Source organism: Chryseobacterium sp. ZHDP1 (genome assembly GCF_018603435.1).
Lineage (GTDB): Bacteria > Bacteroidota > Bacteroidia > Flavobacteriales > Weeksellaceae > Chryseobacterium > Chryseobacterium indicum.
In genome coordinates, this window is sequence record NZ_CP075682.1 from 4,846,263 (window position 1) to 4,863,526 (window position 17,264).

Annotated in this window: 19 protein-coding genes; 8 read left to right on the plus strand and 11 right to left on the minus strand. The window is 36.9% G+C overall.

Annotated elements, in window-relative coordinates:
* Positions 1 to 21 precede the first annotated feature (21 nt).
* The 7 genes from KKI44_RS22320 to KKI44_RS22350 all read left to right on the plus strand — a co-directional run bounded on the left by KKI44_RS22320 (position 22) and on the right by KKI44_RS22350 (position 6,628).
* Positions 22 to 897 (plus strand): hemin ABC transporter substrate-binding protein, encoded by an 876-nt coding sequence (locus KKI44_RS22320; RefSeq protein WP_214589202.1) that lies wholly within the window; start codon positions 22 to 24, stop codon positions 895 to 897.
* Positions 881 to 1,924, plus strand: coding sequence for a FecCD family ABC transporter permease (locus KKI44_RS22325; RefSeq protein ID WP_214589203.1), 1,044 nt, complete (start codon positions 881 to 883; stop codon positions 1,922 to 1,924). The genes KKI44_RS22320 and KKI44_RS22325 overlap by 17 nt, the downstream gene beginning before the upstream one ends.
* A complete protein-coding gene (locus tag KKI44_RS22330; RefSeq protein WP_214589204.1) occupies positions 1,921 to 2,691 on the plus strand; it encodes a heme ABC transporter ATP-binding protein in 771 nt (256 codons plus the stop codon). Before KKI44_RS22325 ends, KKI44_RS22330 begins: the two co-directional genes overlap by 4 nt.
* Position 2,692: 1 nt before the next feature.
* Positions 2,693 to 3,343, plus strand: coding sequence for a class I SAM-dependent methyltransferase (locus KKI44_RS22335; RefSeq protein ID WP_214589205.1), 651 nt, complete (start codon positions 2,693 to 2,695; stop codon positions 3,341 to 3,343).
* A 4-nt stretch (positions 3,344 to 3,347) separates the two neighbouring features.
* Positions 3,348 to 4,376 carry a hemin-degrading factor gene (locus KKI44_RS22340; RefSeq protein WP_214589206.1) on the plus strand — a complete coding sequence of 343 codons (1,029 nt, stop codon included), beginning with the start codon at positions 3,348 to 3,350 and terminating at the stop codon, positions 4,374 to 4,376.
* A gap of 522 nt (positions 4,377 to 4,898) precedes the next feature.
* Positions 4,899 to 5,771: a ChaN family lipoprotein gene (locus KKI44_RS22345; protein WP_214589207.1), complete on the plus strand. Its 873-nt coding sequence runs from the start codon at positions 4,899 to 4,901 to the stop codon at positions 5,769 to 5,771.
* Between the two features lie 227 nt (positions 5,772 to 5,998).
* Positions 5,999 to 6,628, plus strand: a complete 630-nt coding sequence (locus KKI44_RS22350) for a peptide deformylase (RefSeq protein WP_087711015.1) — start codon at positions 5,999 to 6,001, stop codon at positions 6,626 to 6,628.
* Positions 6,629 to 6,639: 11 nt separating this feature from the next.
* On the opposite strand, the gene KKI44_RS22355 is transcribed toward KKI44_RS22350, so the two are convergent.
* The 5 genes from KKI44_RS22355 to KKI44_RS22375 all read right to left on the minus strand — a co-directional run bounded on the left by KKI44_RS22355 (position 6,640) and on the right by KKI44_RS22375 (position 10,576).
* Positions 6,640 to 7,512, minus strand: coding sequence for a hypothetical protein (locus KKI44_RS22355; protein ID WP_214589208.1), 873 nt, complete (start codon positions 7,510 to 7,512; stop codon positions 6,640 to 6,642).
* Positions 7,513 to 7,563: 51 nt separating this feature from the next.
* Positions 7,564 to 8,685 (minus strand): lactonase family protein, encoded by a 1,122-nt coding sequence (locus KKI44_RS22360; protein ID WP_214589209.1) that lies wholly within the window; start codon positions 8,683 to 8,685, stop codon positions 7,564 to 7,566.
* A 377-nt stretch (positions 8,686 to 9,062) separates the two neighbouring features.
* The gene (locus KKI44_RS22365) at positions 9,063 to 9,485 is read right to left on the minus strand and encodes an organic hydroperoxide resistance protein (RefSeq protein WP_214589210.1); all 423 of its coding nucleotides are present in this window, start codon (positions 9,483 to 9,485) and stop codon (positions 9,063 to 9,065) included.
* Positions 9,486 to 9,920 carry a MarR family winged helix-turn-helix transcriptional regulator gene (locus tag KKI44_RS22370; RefSeq protein WP_214589211.1) on the minus strand — a complete coding sequence of 145 codons (435 nt, stop codon included), beginning with the start codon at positions 9,918 to 9,920 and terminating at the stop codon, positions 9,486 to 9,488.
* A gap of 23 nt (positions 9,921 to 9,943) precedes the next feature.
* Positions 9,944 to 10,576: an NAD(P)H-dependent oxidoreductase gene (locus tag KKI44_RS22375; RefSeq protein ID WP_087711009.1), complete on the minus strand. Its 633-nt coding sequence runs from the start codon at positions 10,574 to 10,576 to the stop codon at positions 9,944 to 9,946.
* Between the two features lie 182 nt (positions 10,577 to 10,758).
* Between KKI44_RS22375 and KKI44_RS22380 the strand changes: the two genes are divergently transcribed.
* The gene (locus KKI44_RS22380) at positions 10,759 to 11,511 is read left to right on the plus strand and encodes an SDR family oxidoreductase (protein WP_214589212.1); all 753 of its coding nucleotides are present in this window, start codon (positions 10,759 to 10,761) and stop codon (positions 11,509 to 11,511) included.
* A gap of 16 nt (positions 11,512 to 11,527) precedes the next feature.
* Here KKI44_RS22380 and KKI44_RS22385 read toward each other — a convergent pair whose 3' ends face one another.
* From KKI44_RS22385 to KKI44_RS22410, 6 genes are all read right to left on the minus strand, one after another.
* On the minus strand, positions 11,528 to 11,839 hold the full coding sequence (locus KKI44_RS22385) for a hypothetical protein (protein WP_214589213.1): 312 nt from the start codon (positions 11,837 to 11,839) through the stop codon (positions 11,528 to 11,530).
* Positions 11,840 to 11,904: 65 nt separating this feature from the next.
* Positions 11,905 to 12,864, minus strand: a complete 960-nt coding sequence (locus KKI44_RS22390; RefSeq protein ID WP_214589214.1) for a protein-glutamine glutaminase — start codon at positions 12,862 to 12,864, stop codon at positions 11,905 to 11,907.
* 802 nt (positions 12,865 to 13,666) lie between these two features.
* Entirely contained in the window at positions 13,667 to 14,395 is a 729-nt protein-coding gene (gene lipB / locus KKI44_RS22395; RefSeq protein WP_214589215.1) for a lipoyl(octanoyl) transferase LipB, read from the minus strand.
* A gap of 32 nt (positions 14,396 to 14,427) precedes the next feature.
* Positions 14,428 to 15,162 (minus strand): tryptophan synthase subunit alpha, encoded by a 735-nt coding sequence (trpA, locus tag KKI44_RS22400; RefSeq protein WP_214589216.1) that lies wholly within the window; start codon positions 15,160 to 15,162, stop codon positions 14,428 to 14,430.
* A 361-nt stretch (positions 15,163 to 15,523) separates the two neighbouring features.
* A complete protein-coding gene (gene trpB / locus KKI44_RS22405; RefSeq protein ID WP_214589217.1) occupies positions 15,524 to 16,702 on the minus strand; it encodes a tryptophan synthase subunit beta in 1,179 nt (392 codons plus the stop codon).
* On the minus strand, positions 16,692 to 17,255 hold the full coding sequence (locus KKI44_RS22410) for a hypothetical protein (protein ID WP_214589218.1): 564 nt from the start codon (positions 17,253 to 17,255) through the stop codon (positions 16,692 to 16,694). Before KKI44_RS22410 ends, trpB begins: the two co-directional genes overlap by 11 nt.
* Between the last annotated feature and the right edge of the window lie 9 nt (positions 17,256 to 17,264).

The window sequence follows — 17,264 nt, forward strand, 5'->3', positions numbered from 1 at the left end:
TAAATCAAATAAAAAGATATCATGAAAAAATTCATTCTTGCCGCATCTGTATTAATGGCAGTCTATTCCTGCAAAAAAGAAGGAACTGCTACTGAAAATAAAACAGAACAAAGCTCTGAAGCTCCAAAATCTGCTCATAAAATCGTAACGCTGAACGGCGGAATCACTGAAATTGTAGCTGCTTTGGGTCACGAAAAAGAAATCGTGGGAACCGACGTGACAAGTACTTTTCCCGAATCTCTTAAATCGACAGCTAAAGATCTGGGACACGTAAGATCAATGACCATCGAGCCGATTATGGCAGTTTCTCCCACCTTAATTTTAGCTTCCGATAAAGACATCAATCCTGAACTGATGGGGAAAATTAGATCTTCCGGCATCAAAACAGAAATTTTTAAACAGGAATTTACTGTTGACGGAACTAAAAAACTGATCGCAGAAGTAGCGAAAGCAGTCGGAAATACAGATTATCAGAAACTGAATGATAAAATTGATGCCGATCTGAAACAGATTCAGCCGATTGCCAAAAAACCGAAAGTCCTGTTCATCTATGCAAGAGGAAATATGCTCATGGTTTCAGGAAAAAATACACCGATGGCTTCTTTAATTGAAATTGCAGGCGGACAAAATGCCGTAAATGATTTTGAAGATTTCAAACCTTTAACGCCGGAAGCGGTTGTAAAAGCAAATCCCGATGTGTTATTCTTCTTCACGAGCGGGCTGCAGGGAGCGGGAGGAAACGAAGGCGCACTAAAAATGCCGGGTGTTTCCCAAACCAATGCCGGAAAAAATAAAAAAATTATTGCCATGGACGGTGGTCTTGTTTCCGGTTTCGGACCAAGATTAGGACAGGCAGCAGTAGAATTAAACCAACTTCTGATTGAAAGCACCAGGTAAATTATCCGTTTACATCATCATAAGCACCGTACTGCTTTGCATCATTGCAGTAGGGTCGCTTAACACCGGAGTTTACGATTTCGGAGGTCAGTCTGCATTCGCTGTTTTACAAAAAATAATGAACGGAGATCAGTCACTCACAATGAGCGATAAATATGTAGTCTGGGACGTAAGAGCAGCCAGAATTGTGATGGCGATCCTTATCGGAAGTATGTTGGCGGTTTCGGGAACAGGTTTGCAGGGATTGTTCAGAAATCCTCTGGCAACGGGAGATTTAATCGGGCTCACTTCCGGCGCAACCCTGCTTGCAGCCATTACCATCGTTTTGGGAGGATATTTCAGAGAATTTCTTCCTGAAGCCGTACAGTTTTCATTGGTGGGGATCGCTGCTTTTATCGGGTCTTTTATTTCCATGCTTCTGGTGTACAGAATTTCAACCAGCGGCGGTAAAACCAATGTCGTGATGATGTTATTATCGGGAGTTGCCATTACAGCGATCGGATTTTCCATTACAGGTTTCCTGATTTACATCTCAAAAGACGACCAGTTGAGAGATTTAACGTTCTGGAATTTAGGAAGTTTAGCCGCTGCAACATGGACGAAGAATATTATTTTGGGAATCGTTCTGGTTATTTCGTACACGGTTTTACTGCCAAAAGGCAAAGCGTTGAATGCAATGATGTTAGGCGAAAAAGATGCACAGCACTTGGGAATTAATGTCGAAAGATTAAAAAAGCAGATCATCCTTATTACGGCTTTAATGGTGGGAAGCTGTGTGGCATTTTCGGGAACCATTGGTTTTGTCGGGCTTATCGTTCCATATATTTTAAGATTTTTGTTTAAATCAGACTATGCTGTTATTTTACCGTTATCAGCGGTATGCGGAAGCATTTTATTATTAACGGCAGATACTTTCAGCAGAAGTATTGTGGAACCTTCGGAACTTCCGATCGGGATTTTAACCGCCTTAATGGGAGGTCCGGTTTTCATTGCGATTTTAGTTAAATTTAAAAAATCCCTGTTATGATAAAAGCGCATCAGATCAGTTATCAGCATAAAACCTTCCATATTCTGGATTCGGTGGACGTTCATCTGGAATATGGCGAATTTCTGGCAATTGTCGGTCCGAACGGAGCAGGAAAATCGAGCCTTCTGAGTATTCTTGCCAATGAAATTAAATCTGAACAGCAGATTATATTTAAAAACAAGCATATCAACGACTGGAATGTGAAAGAGCTTTCAAAACACAAAGCCAAATTTTCACAGCACAACAGCAACGATATTCCGCTGGAAGTAAAAGAGGTCGTGATGATGGGACGTTATCCGTATTTCGATGCACAGCCCAAAACAGAAGACCATGAATCTACAAACAGAATGATGAATGAAACGGATATTCTGCATTTAAAAGAAAGAGAATACAATACTTTATCGGGAGGCGAAAAACAGCGCGTTCATCTTTCGAGGGTTTTTGCGCAGCTTCAGAACGAAATTGCCCACAAACTTGTTTTTTTAGATGAACCTTTAAATAATTTAGACATTAAACATCAGTACAAAGCATTGGAAATCATTAAAAATTTCACCAAAAAAGCCAATTCTGCGATTGTTGTTCTTCATGATCTCAATCTTGCCGCACAATATGCCGATAAAGTTTTATTAATGAAATCAGGAAAAGTTGCTGCGTACGGAACTCCGGAAGAGGTTTTCACCGCAGAAAATATCCGGGAAGCCTACAATTTTCCGTGTACGATCTGCAATCATCCGGTAACTTCGCACCCAATGATTATTTTTGGATAATATGGATACAGAAAAACTGAAAATATTAGCACAGAATCTCGCCCATCCTCAAGGAGAAAAGGGAATCGAGATCGGCGAAATGATGAATGAAACCAACATCGGAATGACGTTGGAAAGCATAAAAACCCTTTTAATAGAAGACAATGAACACATTCTGGAAATCGGTCATGGAAATGCAGGGCATGTCAGAAATATTTTAGACAAAGCCATTGATGTAAAATATACCGGAATTGATATTTCGGAAACCATGCATCACGAAGCCATAAAACTGAATAAAGATTTTGAGAATCAGGCTGAATTTGTACTGTATGAAGGAACTGAACTGCCTTTTGAAGACAAAACATTCGATAAAATATTTACTGTAAACACCGTTTATTTCTGGGAAAAACCAACAGATTTCCTCAATGAAATTTACAGAGTTCTGAAAGACAGCGGAACATTTGTTCTCACTTTCGGACAGCGCGATTTCATGGAAAAACTCCCTTTCACACAGTTCGGTTTTACATTATACAATACCGATGAAATGGAGGAAACCGTTTCCAAAAGTTATTTTAAAAGAATGAAAATTTCCGAACGGCAGGAAGAAGTAAAAAGCAAAACCGGAGAAGAAACCCTCACGAGAAATTATACAATTTTAACCATTAAAAAATAAATAAATGAGCACATTAGTAAACGATCTGAAGGAAAAATGGGAAGCTCTTAAAGCTGAAAATCCGCATCTGAGAATCCGAAATGCCGCAGCAGAACTGGGAGTAAGCGAAGCAGAACTGTTGGCAACCAGCGTAGGAGAAGGCGTAACGGTTCTGAAGCCGGAATTCCAGAATATTTTAGCAGAAGTGGAGCAGTTAGGAAAAGTAATGGCGCTTACACGCAACGAAGAGTGCGTTCACGAAAGAAAAGGAGTGTATCTGAACGGCGATTTCAGCAGTCCTCATGCACAGCTTTTTGTAGGAGAAGATATTGATTTAAGAATTTTCCTGAATCACTGGAAATTAGCTTTCGCAGTGGTGGAAGGAGATAAAAAAAGCCTTCAGTTTTTCGGAAAAGACGGTTTGGCGCTGCATAAAATTTATCTTACCAAAGACAGCAACGAAGCTGCTTTCGATGAAATGGCAGAAAAATATAAAGCAGAAGAGCAGAACGGATCTTTCGATTTTGAAAAAGCAGTTCCGAAAGCAGAAGAAAAACCGGATGCCGAAATTGATGTAGAAGGCTTTCAAAAAGCATGGACAAATCTGAAAGATACGCATGATTTCTTTATGATGACCCGAAAATTCGGAGTGAGCAGAACACAGGCGTTGAGACTGGCTCCGGAAGGTTTTGCAAAGAAAATTGAAAGCTCAAAAGTCGTTAACGTACTGGAAGATGCATCGGAAAAAGAACTTCCGATCATGATTTTTGTCGGAAACAGAGGAATTATCCAGATTCATACAGGAAATGTGAAAAAAACACTTTGGCATCAGCAATGGTTCAATGTGATGGATCCGGATTTCAATCTGCATCTGGACGTAACCAAAATTGCGGAAGCATGGATTGTGAAAAAACCGACGGAAGACGGAGAAGTGACCGCCATTGAAGTTTTCAATAAAGAAGGTGACTTTATCGTTCAGTTTTTCGGAAAAAGAAAACCCGGAATCCCGGAATTACAGGAATGGAAAGACCTCGTCGCCGATCTTGAAAAATAAATTGAAATAGTTAGATAGTTTCTTTAAGCCGTTTTGTTTTTTTACAGGCGGCTTTTTTTATCTAAACACGAATGACACAAGGTAACGTTGATTTATTTTAACGCAAGGATCGCTAAGTTTTGTTTTTAGCTTATTGAGGATATTTTTTTGTTCGCAAAGGCACTTCGTTCAGCAAATGATAGAACGAGCCACTCAGCTAAGACATTGCCAAATGCAATCATAAAACGTTCGCTTAATAACAGATGAAATCTGGATAACTTTGCTTACTTTAAATATTTACCTTAAAATATCTACTTTGCGTTAAAATAAATCAACGTTACCTTGTGTCATTCGTGAAACCATTTGTGTGATTAGTGTTTAAAAAAGCTTCGCGTTAAAATAAACAATGGATCATTAAAAAATTAAAGTTATATCGTGATATTCGTGAAACCATTTGTGTCATTCGTGTTTAAAAAAACAACAGAAAATTAAAATTATATCGTGATATTTGTAAAGCCATTCTCGTCAAAAAAACAAATTAAAATGAAAAACCTTCTCACCGCCTTTTTTCTTACTGTTTTCTGTTCATTTCAGGCACAGCCATTTAAAGCCTATCAGTTTTACGACAAAAAAGGAAAATCAGTAAAGCCCGAAAAACTCATCAGACAACTGGCTGATTACGACGTGGTTTTCTTTGGTGAAAATCATAATAATTCCATCAACCACTGGTTACAGCTTAAAGTGACGGAAGGTTTGTATACTCAGAAAAACGGACAGCTTATTTTAGGTGCTGAAATGTTCGAAAGAGACAATCAACCGCAACTGAATCAATATCTCAACGGGAAAATAGACGCGAAAACACTGAAAGATTCCGCAAGACTCTGGAATAATTTCACGACCGATTATAAACCTTTGGTTGATTTTGCCAAAGCAAAAAAACTGAATTTCATCGCAACCAATATTCCTAGAAAATACGCATCTCAAACCGCCAAAGAAGGTCTGGAATCTCTGAATAATTTATCTGAAAAAGAAAAAAACTACATCGCACAACTTCCCATAAAAGTAACGCTTGAAACACCGGGTTATCCTGAAATGAAAGCGATGATGGGCGATCACGCAGACGGAACCAAAGTGATGAATTTTATTTCCGCTCAGGCAATAAAAGATGCGACTATGGCAGAATCTATCCTGAAAAATCTGCAATCCGGAAAAACATTCATCCATTACAACGGAAACTATCACAGCAAGGAATTTGGCGGAATTTACTGGTACATTAAACAAAAAAATCCGAACCTGAAAATGGCGGTGATTTCTGTTTTTGAATCAGATGATCCTGAATTAAAAGTTCCTGAAAAAGACTATATTCCCACCGATTTTAATCTGATCATTCCCAGTGATATGGCGAAAACGTACTGAGAAAGAGCCAGGTAAAAAGTTAAAAGTAAAAAGCTGTGTTTTTATTTAGATTAAAGGTGTAAGAAATTTCAAGCAGATTCTTCCTTCGTCGGAATGACAATGAGTCGTTTAAAAGACAATGAGGTCTGCATATTTTTCATTGCTTTTTTATCAATATTCAAATAGGCTTTAACCAAAACAGACAAAACTTAGCCTGCAATTTTTATCTTTGCAAAACATTCAGAAAAATGAAAAAAATATCCCTTCTTTTCATCCTTTTCATCGGTTTGATGAACGCTCAAAAACTGACACCAAGCGAAATTTCCATTATTAATCAGGGAGATAAAAATTCTGCGTTGCCGATTTATCAGACTACAGACGAAAATCAGCACAAGACGTTATTAAGCCTTTCCGCAGAAATCGATCCGTTGGATAAAAACACGGCAGTTTTGGTCAGCAGAATGAAAGAATCTTTACTTTCCACCGATGGCGGAGTGGGAATTGCCGCACCACAGGTTGGAATCAACAGAAAAGTAATCTGGGTTCAGCGTTTTGATAAAAAAGGTGAACCGTTGGAATATTTCATCAATCCTGTCATTGTCTGGAGATCAGAATTACAGAATTTAGGTCCCGAAGGCGATCTTTCGATTCCCGATTTCAGAGATCAGTTCTACCGAAGCAAAGTCATTCAGCTTGAATATGTCGATTTAAAAGGTCAGAAATATTCAGAAATTGTGGAAGGTTTTACAGCCGTTATTTTCCAGCACGAAATCGATCATCTTTTCGGAATTTTAATTTCAGACAAAAAAGAAAAAGAGAAAAACGATTCTTATCAGAAAGTAGATGCTTTTAAGAAGAGCGATTCTGGGATGAGGTAATTTTACTGATATTATTCTACCTTATAAGTATAATTTTTATGTAAATCGATTTTAAAATTTTTACCATTTAAAATTCCTGAAATTATTTCTGTATTATCCTCCAGAATTTCTTTTATTCCCAAATCAAATTCTTTGTGATGATTAGGACAAAAAACAATTAAGTTTCCTAAAATACTTTTCCCACCTTTAAAAACCGGTTTTATATGAGCAACTTCAACATAATTCACTCCTTTTTCGGTAGGAATAGTTGAATTACATTCTGGAAATTGACACTTATAATCAACAAGTTTTTTTAATGATTCTACTATTTTTTTATCTTTTCGTAATATTTTATCAATTTCCTGTACTTTTCTTTCTGGATTAATAAAAAGCATTTTATTGTTTAATTCTCTAATTTCTTTATAAAGAGATATCTTCTGATTGACTTGAGAAAAAATTCCTTTGTTGTCCTTGACGTATGAAAATAATTTTAGTGAGAAATCATTGTTAGTAATATTTTGAAATCCGATTCCAAAATTTCCGCAAAATTTTTTGAAGCTTATAAAATCAGGAAGATTATTGAGCAAAATTGGTTTTTTTAAATCTTGACCTGTTCCGATAACAATTATTTTGTCTAAATTTTCTTCATAATCTTCGATTTTAAAGCAACTCCATAAATAATAATTTTTAATTTTATTTTCAGTTTTTCCTACAATTAGAAAACAAATTCCATTAGTTGCTTTTTTAGCTGTCTTCTTTTTGGTATAAATCCAAGAATCATGTTCTTTTATATCATCATTAAGAGTAATTTCTGAGATTAAAGAATTAAAATCTGTCTTTTCAGTTGGAAAACATCTCAGTTTATCAGCATTATGATATTGAACGTATAAGTTATTCTGGTTCATTAGTTTTTAAATTTTGTTGTTATCTAAATTTACAGAGTTTTTTTGTTATGATCAATATCTTCTGATCTGCACATTCGAAACATTTCTGATCTTAATTTTTCTTCCGGCTTTTTTCAGCAAACCGGTTTCAGGATTTCTTTTAAAAACTGTGACATTATTCGTTGCCGTATTGGCGGTGATTAAAAATTGTCCGCTTGGATCGAGATTAAATGTTCTCGGATGTTTCCCTTTTACAGACTGATAACCGATTGTTTTCAGGCTTCCGTCGTCCTGAATTGAAAAAATAGCAATATTATTTTCTTTTCCGCGGTTGGAAGCGTACAAAAACTTTCCGTCCGGCGAAAGATGAACATCAGAACTTTCAAAATCTCCTTTATAGGTTTCGGGATGGGTAAAAATCCTCTGAAGCGGTTTCAGGTTTCCGTTTTTGTAAGCATAAACACTGACTGCACCGCCCATTTCTTCAATACAGTACGCGAATTTTCCATTTGGATGAAAAGTAAAATGTCTCGGTCCCGCTCCTAAAGTTGTTTTTATAAAAGGAATTTCAGCTTCCTGCAAAGGTGTATTTTTTTCATTGTTAAAACGATAGGCGCGAATTTTATCCGCTCCGAGATCAGGCAGAAATAGATAATCAGAATCCGGAGAAAAAACAGTGGAGTGGATGTGCGCACGATCCTGTCTGTCGGGATTTACACTTCCTTCCGAAAACTGTATGTTCTGCAAAAAAGGCTCAAGAGTTCCGTTACCTGAAATCGGGTAAACAGAAACGCTTCCTTCCGTATAATTTCCGTTAACGAGCCATTTTCCGCTGGGATGAACTGTAAGATAAACCGGATTTTCACCACCGCTGCTTTGTTTACTGATGAACTGTAAAGATTTTTTATCAGGATTAAATTCAAAACTGCTTACACTTCCGCCGTTCTTTGTTTTGCTTTCCGTACACGCAAAAAGATATTTTCCGTCCGGTGACAAAGCGAGAAAAGACGGATTTGAAATCCCCGAAACAGAAGCAATTTTCGATAGTTTTCCTTTTTCCATGTTCAATTCATACACATAAATTCCCTCCGTTTCTTTTTCCCAGTTAAAAGAACCGAAAAAAACATACGTATGTTGAGCATACAACTGAAAACAGCTAAAAATTGTGATGAATAAGGTGAAAAGATTTTTCAAATGATGAGGGTTTTTAAAGAAATTCTGTTTAAACTTTTTTACCGCAAAAGATGCAAAAGATTGTAACACTTTAGTCGTTTAAGTTTAATACTTAAATGGAAAAAAGAGCACATAAGTTTAAAAAAATCCAAAGATTTTTTCTCTTTGCAGACTTTTGAAATATCTTGAATAAATCCAATAAAGTCTTTTGTGTACTTTTTGCGGTTAAATTTAAAATGAGTTTAAACAAACTTTTTATCTATGTTTGAAGTTTACAACAAACATATAAACGTTTTTCGGATGAAACAAATTTCTGTTTAAAGTTTCTCATGCAGCTAAACAAAAAAAATCTGCTTCCAAAGAAACAGATTCTGATATTTATACCGTAAAACGCTGAATTAGTTGTTCGTAACTGAAAGTTTTACTTCGATATTATTTCTTGTCGCATTAGAGTACGGACAGATTTGGTGCGCTTTTTCTGTTAAAGCCTGTGCTTCCTCAATAGAAACTTCAGGAATATTTACATCAAGCTGAACCGCTAATCCGAAACCACCGTTTTCCAATTGTCCGATGCTTACTTCCGCCGTTACCGTAGTTTCTCCGGTTTTTGCTTTAGACAAAGAAATTACTCTATTTAGTGCGCTGTCGAAACATGCGGAATATCCTGCCGCGAAAAGCATTTCAGGGTTGGTGAAATCATCATTGGCTCCGCCTAAAGCTTTAGGCATTTTTACGTCCAGATCAAGAACTCCGTTTTCGCTTTTTACGTGTCCGTTTCTTCCTCCTGTTGCAGTTACTTTTGTTGTATACAAAATTTTCATTTATTTTTCTATTTTAGTTAATATTTTTTGAACATTTTCTTTCAGAGCTTTCCAGTCTTCTGGCGATGCTCCGATTTTCTGAAATAATTTTTCCGGAATTCTGCAGGCTTTTTCCTGTAAATTTCTACCGGATTCTGTGATGAAAACTTCCACCACACGTTCATCTTCTTTTTTCCTTTTTCTTTCGATAAATCCTTTATTTTCAAGTCTTTTAAGAAGCGGTGTAAGCGTTCCGCTGTCCAGATACAGCTTTTCGCCGATGCTGTTTACCGGAAGTCCGTCATGTTCCCAAAGCACCATCATCACAAGATACTGCGGATAGGTAATATCCAGCTCATCAAGAAAAGGACGGTAAAGCCCTGTAATTTCTTTGGCAATGACATATAAAGGAAAGCAGAGCTGGTTTTCTAATTTTAAAAATTCGGGATTTTCCATGATTTCTGAAAAATGAAGAGGTTTTATTTTTTGATGATGAATTCTTCCATTGGAATTCTTACTTTTTTCATGTGCGACAGCCAGTCGTTTTTCTCGTCTCTGTATCCTAAATACAATAAACTCACACTTTTTAAGCCTAAATCTCTCAAGCCCAAAATTTCATCCACCACTTCATTGCTGAAACCTTCTGCAGGAGTGCTGTCTACTTTAAGTTCCGCAGCCTGAGCCATGGCAAGTCCTAAAGCAATATATGTTTGTCTTGCGGTATGCGCGAAATGTTCTTCGGGAGTCTGCGCACCGTAGATTTCTTTAATTTTATCGGTATAGCTTGAAAACCTTCCTCTCGGCAAATCTCTTACATCGGTGTGATGATCGTACACTTTATCGATTTTCTCATCGGAATAGCTGTCCCATGCCGCGAAAACCAAAACATGAGAAGAATCTCTCATCACTTCAGGATTCAACGCACCCTGAACCATTTTTTCTTTTAATTCCTGATTTTCCACTACGATCACACGGAAAGGCTGTAATCCGGAAGAAGTAGGAGCAAGTCTTGCGGCTTCTAAAATTTTATTTAAATCTTCTTCTGATACTTTTTTTGTTGGATCATATGCTTTTACAGCATGTCTCCAGTTTAAATCTTCTATTAATGACATTTTGTTAATTTTTTAATTTGAATACTATGATGCAAAAATATTGCCAAATTAAATTGTACACAATTTAATTTTGTTAAATTTAATTTAAAAATTTTTAAAACCTTCTTAAAACATCGCAGGAATCGGATTTTTTCTGAAGACTGAACTTTCCATTTTTGCTGAAGAATTTTAAACCAAAAACAATGCAGAGATTTAAAAACAAAACCGCTCTGATTACAGGCGGAACCAACGGAATGGGATTCGCAACAGCACAACAGTTTATAGAAGAAGGCGGAAAGGCAATCATCACCGGAAGAAGTGAAGAAAATGTAAAAAATGCCGTAAAAAAGCTAGGCAAAAATGCTTTCGGAATTGTTTCGGATGCCGGAAAAATAAGCGACCTGATGAATCTTAGAAATGAAGCTGAAAAATTAACGGAACATATCGATCTGGTATTTGCAAATGCAGGATACGGAAGATTTGCTTCGATTGAAAATGTGGATGAACATCATTTTGATGAGCTTTTCAATATGTTGGTAAAAGGCAGCTTTTTTACAGTTCAGCAGATGCTTCCTTTAATGAAAGAGGGGAGTTCGGTTGTGTTTAATACTTCTTTTGTCAAAGAATTCGGGATGTCCAATTTTTCAGTATATTCTGCGGCAAAAGCGGCAGTTCAATCTTTTATTAAAACTTTCGCAACTGAATTGACGACTAAAGGAATCCGAGTGAATGGAATCAGTCCGGGACATATCAAAACCAATATTTTTAATAATACGGGTTTAAATTCAGAACAGATTGATGAAGCCGTACAACATATTATTCCTGCCATTCCTTTTAAAAGACAGGGAGAACCTTCGGAAATTGCAAAAGCAGTACTTTTTCTTGCTTCCGATGAAGCATCTTATATTCACGGAGCGGAACTGAGAATTGATGCCGGAATATCTGTAATTAAATGATAATGTGATGAAAAGATTATTTTACGTCTTTGATCTGTCTGATAATATTTGTTTTATTTTCAATGCCAATATCATATTTTTTACTTGTCTTAAGACTTAAAGTTGCCTTTTCGATAAGATGGGTATAATCCTGAGATTTTTTTGAAAGATAGAAAACCTGCGCGCTGATTCCTATGGAAACACGGGCAAATTCCTGTGGTCGATCTGGATCATCTGTAATATCGGTAATCACCGAATTATTGTACCATGTAAGGTTTTGTGAACTCTGATTGCCGGAGCAGGAAATGACCATCATTATTATGAAGAGAGTATAGGTTAAGAATTTCATGAAAATATGATTTTAAAAAGCTCCTGCAAAATAACAAATAATTGCAGGAGCTATATAAAGATTTGTTAGAATCCGCAGCTTGCTACACTTGGAGCCGGAACAGGAGAGCATCCGGACAATGTTGAAAATGTTGTCAGTACACAATTCGTGTTTATATAATTGTTGTCATAAAGCAACGAACCGGACGGACTTCTGTAATATACATTTCCTGCCGTATTGGCATAAGACGAAACAGAAGCAGAACCGCAGCTTGTATTTACGCAGGCATTTCTCCATGTAACATCGGTTACAGGACCGGAGGCGAAAAGGGAAGGATCTATAATTCTTTTCTCCACCACACCGGAAGCATTTTTAAAGCTTACCAAGATGGCTACGTGATATCCCCACGAAACACAGCATGTTCCTGTAGAAGCTTTCAGGTTTCCGTAGACGAATTGTTTTTCGCAGTCATAACCTGCATTCAGAAGAATTTGTCTCATTTTATGAGCTCTTGCATAACATCCGTCCACTGCATATCTAAACGTGATACATGGTGAAGAAGCTGTAGAAGTTCCGCAGGACTGATTTTTGATCTGTGTGAAAAGATTGTTCAGAGTCGCCTGATTCGGAATTACACTTACTGCTTTGCTGGTTTCACTTTGAGTTTCTTTGGTGAAGATAGATTTGAAGTAAGTAACATCTTCATCGGTTGCTTTTTCAACTTTGGCAATTTCGTTGGAATTTTTTTTCAGGAAAACATGAACCGGAGTTTCATTTTCGACCGCTGATTGAATCATTGAGATGAAGGCTTCATTTTCTTTGCTGTCTTTAATTTCATAGAACTGCGCAGAAATGATGAAAGAAACTTTCAGGATATTGCCTTCCTTCTGGATCCCTACCGGAATAGTGCTGCCAAAGTCTCTCATGGCATTTTCATTGGTTTCCTTTACAACAAGATTCGGATCCTGATTGGCACTGGAATCTGAACAGGCATTGGAGGAAAGTACCATCACAAATGCCATTGCGGATAGCAGAAATTTTTTCATAGTTTTAATTTTTGTGGTTAATGATATGCAGTTTTTTATCTATAGTTCACTGCGTTGTGATTTTAAAAGTAATAAAAAATTGAATATAAAATTCAAAATTTTTAAGAAATTTTATCAGGCATTCAGATTACCGATGAATACTGGAAAAATTAAATTGGGCGAAAGTATTTAACGTGAGTTCGATGAAATTAATAGGGCATAAATTGATCATGTTTTATCACTCTTACTGAACTTCAGTGTGATGCGAATATTACAATCAAGGTTAGGTTAGGCAAAATTGATAATAAGTTTCGGCTGAAATCTTTCTGTTTTTCTATTTAACCTGAGTTCGGGATAAGTCTTCTTAACCGCAAGGTTAAACAAAGAGATTCAATTATCAGGAATTCAGCTTTTAAGATATACAAAGGCGTAAAACTTATCAAAGTAATACCATTTTTGTCTTTTTTTAATAAACGGAGTGCCTTTGTTTAGCTTGCAAACTTTCAATAAGTAGAAAAATCTTTTGTTTTCCTTTGCGATAAATCAATACAATACTATAAATCAATTGTTTAAATTTATTTCTTATCCCGAATTCAGGTTATTTAAGTTGTTTATAGTAAAAGTCATTGCTCTTTTAGGAGAAGAATCTGCGTAGAAATAATAATCAGTTCATCAATCAATCCGTAGGATTGATATCTGTAATTCTTAATGAATTTTCTAAAGATAGCGTTCCTACGGAACGCCGAACGTACGTCTAATATTGTTTTTTTAATTAAAAATCCCTGCACATCGCAATATGCAGGGAAATGTTATTTAGTAAAAATTACTTAGCAATAAGTTCTGCTTCGAAAACCTCCGTAAAATGCTTTCTTATTTTCGCTTTAATGTCTTCCATTTCTTCAGGAGAGAGTTCTCTTTCCAGTTCTCTTTTTAAGGAAGTTACCTGCTTGTCTTTAATGCCGCACGGAATAATGTATTCAAAATAACGCATATCCGTATTTACATTTAAAGCGAATCCGTGTAAAGTTACCCAGCGTGAAGCTTTTACGCCCATTGCACAGATCTTTCTTGCATAAGGTTTTCCCACATCCAGCCAGACTCCGGTTTCTCCGGGAGATCGTTCCCCTTTCAATCCGTATTCGGCAATGGTTCTGATGATGACTTCTTCCAGATTTCTCATGTATTTATGAATATCCGTGAAGAAATTTTCAAGGTCTAAAATAGGATAGCCTACAATCTGTCCGTAACCGTGATACGTAATATCTCCTCCGCGGTTTACCTTTACGAAAGTGGCATCGATTTCTTTCAGCTTATCAATTCCGGCAAGCATATTTTCTTCATGTCCGCTTTTTCCCAGCGTATACACATGAGGATGTTCTACAAGAAGAAAATGATTGGGCGTTTTGCTGTGCTGTTCCGCAGGAAGATCGCGGTTTTTAATTTTCAGATCTATGATGTTTTTCATCAGAGATTCCTGATAATCCCACGCCGACTGATATTCCCGCGTTCCTAAGTCTTCAAATTCTACTACTTTATTCTGAATTGTATTCATATCATTTTTTGAATACACAAATTTAGTGATTTTTAGGCTTTGATGGAATGGATGAAATCTATAGCTTTGGTCTTCCAGTCTCTATTTTGAAGTAAAATGTTGACGAAAGCAGTTCCAATGATTCCGCCATCCGCTTTTTCGGTTACATTTTCGAAGTCTTCTTTTGATTTGATTCCGAAACCGATCATCACCGGATTTTTCAAAGGAAGTGAAGCTAATCTTGAAAGATATTCTTCGTTTTTGAGAACAGCCTGATCGTTTCCGGTGGTTGAAGACGAACTTACCGCATACAAAAATCCGGAACTTAAGGAATCGAGGTATAAAATTCTTTCGTCCGAAGTTTCGGGAGTCACAAGAAAGGTGAAATTCAGATGGTATTTTGTTAAAACTTTCTGATAATTTTTCTCAAATTCGATGGGAGGGAGATCGGGAATAATTAATCCTGAAACTCCACTTTCCGAACATGCTGCACAGAATTCTTCAAATCCGAAACGCAGCACTGGATTGATGTAGCCCATTAAAATTAAAGGGATTTTTATTTCGTTTTTAATGGATTTCAATTGTGAGAACAGTTTTTCGATGGTCATTCCGTTTTTCAGGGCTAATTCATGAGCCTGCTGAATAACGGGACCGTCTGCAACAGGATCGGAATAAGGCATCCCGATTTCAATCATCTCTGCGCCGGAATCCTGAATTAATTGTATGATTTCAGCAGTATTTTCCAGTTCGGGAATTCCTGCGGTGAAGTATATATTTAGTTTTTTCATTTAAAAATTCTTTTTAATGGTGTCATTTCGTAAAGTCTGCTTAAAATGGTTTTTTAGTTTAACCGCAAAAGGTGCAAAAGATATTTATAAAGATAAGGTTGATAACATTAGTTTTCAAAAGTGTAAAAAATCAAAGATTTTTTGAAAGCTGTTGAGATCTTTTTATTGATAAACACTAATCATTTAGTTTATCTTTTATGACTTTTATGGTTAAATAAAGTGTAAGTTCATCAGTTCTTCGTAATGACAAAAATTATTTTTGATGTTGACGATGCGATCCGGCTTGAACGGAGCTCTTTTTGTGCAGCAAAGCGGAACAAAAAAGCGGGAGTGGAAGACGGAAATTATCGCCCGAATTATTTTACAAATGTTTCAAATACGTTTCCATGTCTTTATCTCCGCGACCGCTGAGACAAATGACCACAATATCGTCTTCGTTGAATTTCTTTTTGTCGAAAACTGCGAGCGCGTGAGAGCTTTCCAGAGCGGGAATGATGCCTTCGAGTTTGGTGAGTTCGAACGCTGATTTCAGGGCTTCATCGTCGTTGATGCTGAAAAATTCTGCTCTTTGTTCCCTGAACAAATTCGCGTGAAAAGGTCCGATTCCGGGATAATCCAGCCCTGCGGAAATGGAGTGGGGCTCGATAACCTGTCCGTCATTGGTCTGCATCACGAGACTTTTGCTTCCGTGAAGAATGCCTAAAGTTCCCAGAAAAGTCGTTGCGGCAGATTTTCCGGATTCTACACCGAAACCTCCTGCTTCAGCAGCGATAATTTTCACGTCTTTTTCGTTTACAAAATGGTAAAAAGCGCCTGCTGCATTGCTTCCGCCGCCAACGCAGGCAATGATGTAATCTGGATTTTCTTTTCCGGTCTGTTCCAGAAGCTGTTCTTTTATTTCTTTTGAAATCACACTCTGAAATCTCGCCACAAGATCCGGAAAAGGATGCGGACCGACCACACTTCCGATCACGTAATGAGTGGTCACGGGATTGTTGATCCAGTCTCTTAAGGCTTCATTTACAGCGTCTTTCAGGGTTTTGGAACCTGAAGTTGCGGGAACGACTTTTGCGCCGAGCATTTTCATTCTTGCGACATTGGGAGCCTGTCTCTGGATATCGACTTCGCCCATGTAAACGATGCATTCCAGTCCCAGAAGCGCGCAGGCTGTAGCGGTGGCAACGCCGTGCTGTCCGGCTCCGGTTTCGGCAATGATTCTGTTTTTTCCGAGACGTTTTGCCAACAAAACCTGTCCTAAAGCGTTATTGATTTTATGCGCTCCGGTGTGGTTGAGATCTTCTCTTTTTAAGTAAATTTTGGTGTTGTATTTCCGGCTTAAATTTTTCGCAAAATACAGTGGTGTTGCACGTCCTACGTAATTTTTTAACAAATCCTGATATTCCTGTTGAAAATCTTCAGATTCAATAATGTCAAGATAGTTTTTTTGCAGTTCCTCTACGTTCGGGTAGAGCATTTCCGGGATGAAAGCGCCTCCGAATTCTCCATAATATCCGTGTTCGTCGGGGTTTCTATAATTCATTTTGTAATGTATTTATCAGTGAAAGGTTATAATCAAACTGCTGTTTGCTGATCTGTTTGTTCTGATGCAGCAGATGCAGTTTTGCAGTTAAATCTATTAAAATATCTAAATCTAATTTCGAGTTGTACATGGTAATCGCAATTTCAAGATTATCAACAAGATAATAAGAATCGAATTTCTCATACAGGCAGAAAATTTTACAGTAAACGATTCCGAAATCATATTTCACACTGGCTTTTACGTTGCTGTCGAGCAATTTATCGGCAATCACCACCAAATGATAGCTGTCCCAGAAATGAATGGTTTTAAAGAAATATTCGACATCTTCTTTGTGAAAATTTTTAATGATTTCGATGAAATCACTTAATAATCCTCCGATGTACCAATATTCTGTATTGCTGTCATTTTCAGAGACAAAATCATGCAGTCTTTCTACTTTTTCATTTTCAAATTTTTGAGAAAACAGGACTCTGTGAACGGATTTTCCGATCTCTTCAAGATTTAATTTCTTAAATTTTAAAAGCTTCAGTTTTCTCGAATAATATTTTTTCAATGCTTTTTG

Bases quoted from the DNA above. Each gene is read 5' to 3' on its own strand.
- KKI44_RS22320 (WP_214589202.1), top strand. From the start codon at position 22: ATGAAAAAATTCATTCTTGCCGCATCTGTATTAATGGCAGTCTATTCC.
- KKI44_RS22330 (WP_214589204.1), top strand. From the start codon at position 1,921: ATGATAAAAGCGCATCAGATCAGTTATCAGCATAAAACCTTCCATATT.
- KKI44_RS22335 (WP_214589205.1), top strand. From the start codon at position 2,693: ATGGATACAGAAAAACTGAAAATATTAGCACAGAATCTCGCCCATCCT.
- KKI44_RS22340 (WP_214589206.1), top strand. From the start codon at position 3,348: ATGAGCACATTAGTAAACGATCTGAAGGAAAAATGGGAAGCTCTTAAA.
- KKI44_RS22345 (WP_214589207.1), top strand. From the start codon at position 4,899: ATGAAAAACCTTCTCACCGCCTTTTTTCTTACTGTTTTCTGTTCATTT.
- KKI44_RS22350 (WP_087711015.1), top strand. From the start codon at position 5,999: ATGAAAAAAATATCCCTTCTTTTCATCCTTTTCATCGGTTTGATGAAC.
- KKI44_RS22355 (WP_214589208.1), bottom strand. From the start codon at position 7,512: ATGAACCAGAATAACTTATACGTTCAATATCATAATGCTGATAAACTG.
- KKI44_RS22365 (WP_214589210.1), bottom strand. From the start codon at position 9,485: ATGAAAATTTTGTATACAACAAAAGTAACTGCAACAGGAGGAAGAAAC.
- KKI44_RS22370 (WP_214589211.1), bottom strand. From the start codon at position 9,920: ATGGAAAATCCCGAATTTTTAAAATTAGAAAACCAGCTCTGCTTTCCT.
- KKI44_RS22375 (WP_087711009.1), bottom strand. From the start codon at position 10,576: ATGTCATTAATAGAAGATTTAAACTGGAGACATGCTGTAAAAGCATAT.
- KKI44_RS22380 (WP_214589212.1), top strand. From the start codon at position 10,759: ATGCAGAGATTTAAAAACAAAACCGCTCTGATTACAGGCGGAACCAAC.
- KKI44_RS22385 (WP_214589213.1), bottom strand. From the start codon at position 11,839: ATGAAATTCTTAACCTATACTCTCTTCATAATAATGATGGTCATTTCC.
- KKI44_RS22390 (WP_214589214.1), bottom strand. From the start codon at position 12,864: ATGAAAAAATTTCTGCTATCCGCAATGGCATTTGTGATGGTACTTTCC.
- lipB (WP_214589215.1), bottom strand. From the start codon at position 14,395: ATGAATACAATTCAGAATAAAGTAGTAGAATTTGAAGACTTAGGAACG.
- trpA (WP_214589216.1), bottom strand. From the start codon at position 15,162: ATGAAAAAACTAAATATATACTTCACCGCAGGAATTCCCGAACTGGAA.
- trpB (WP_214589217.1), bottom strand. From the start codon at position 16,702: ATGAATTATAGAAACCCCGACGAACACGGATATTATGGAGAATTCGGA.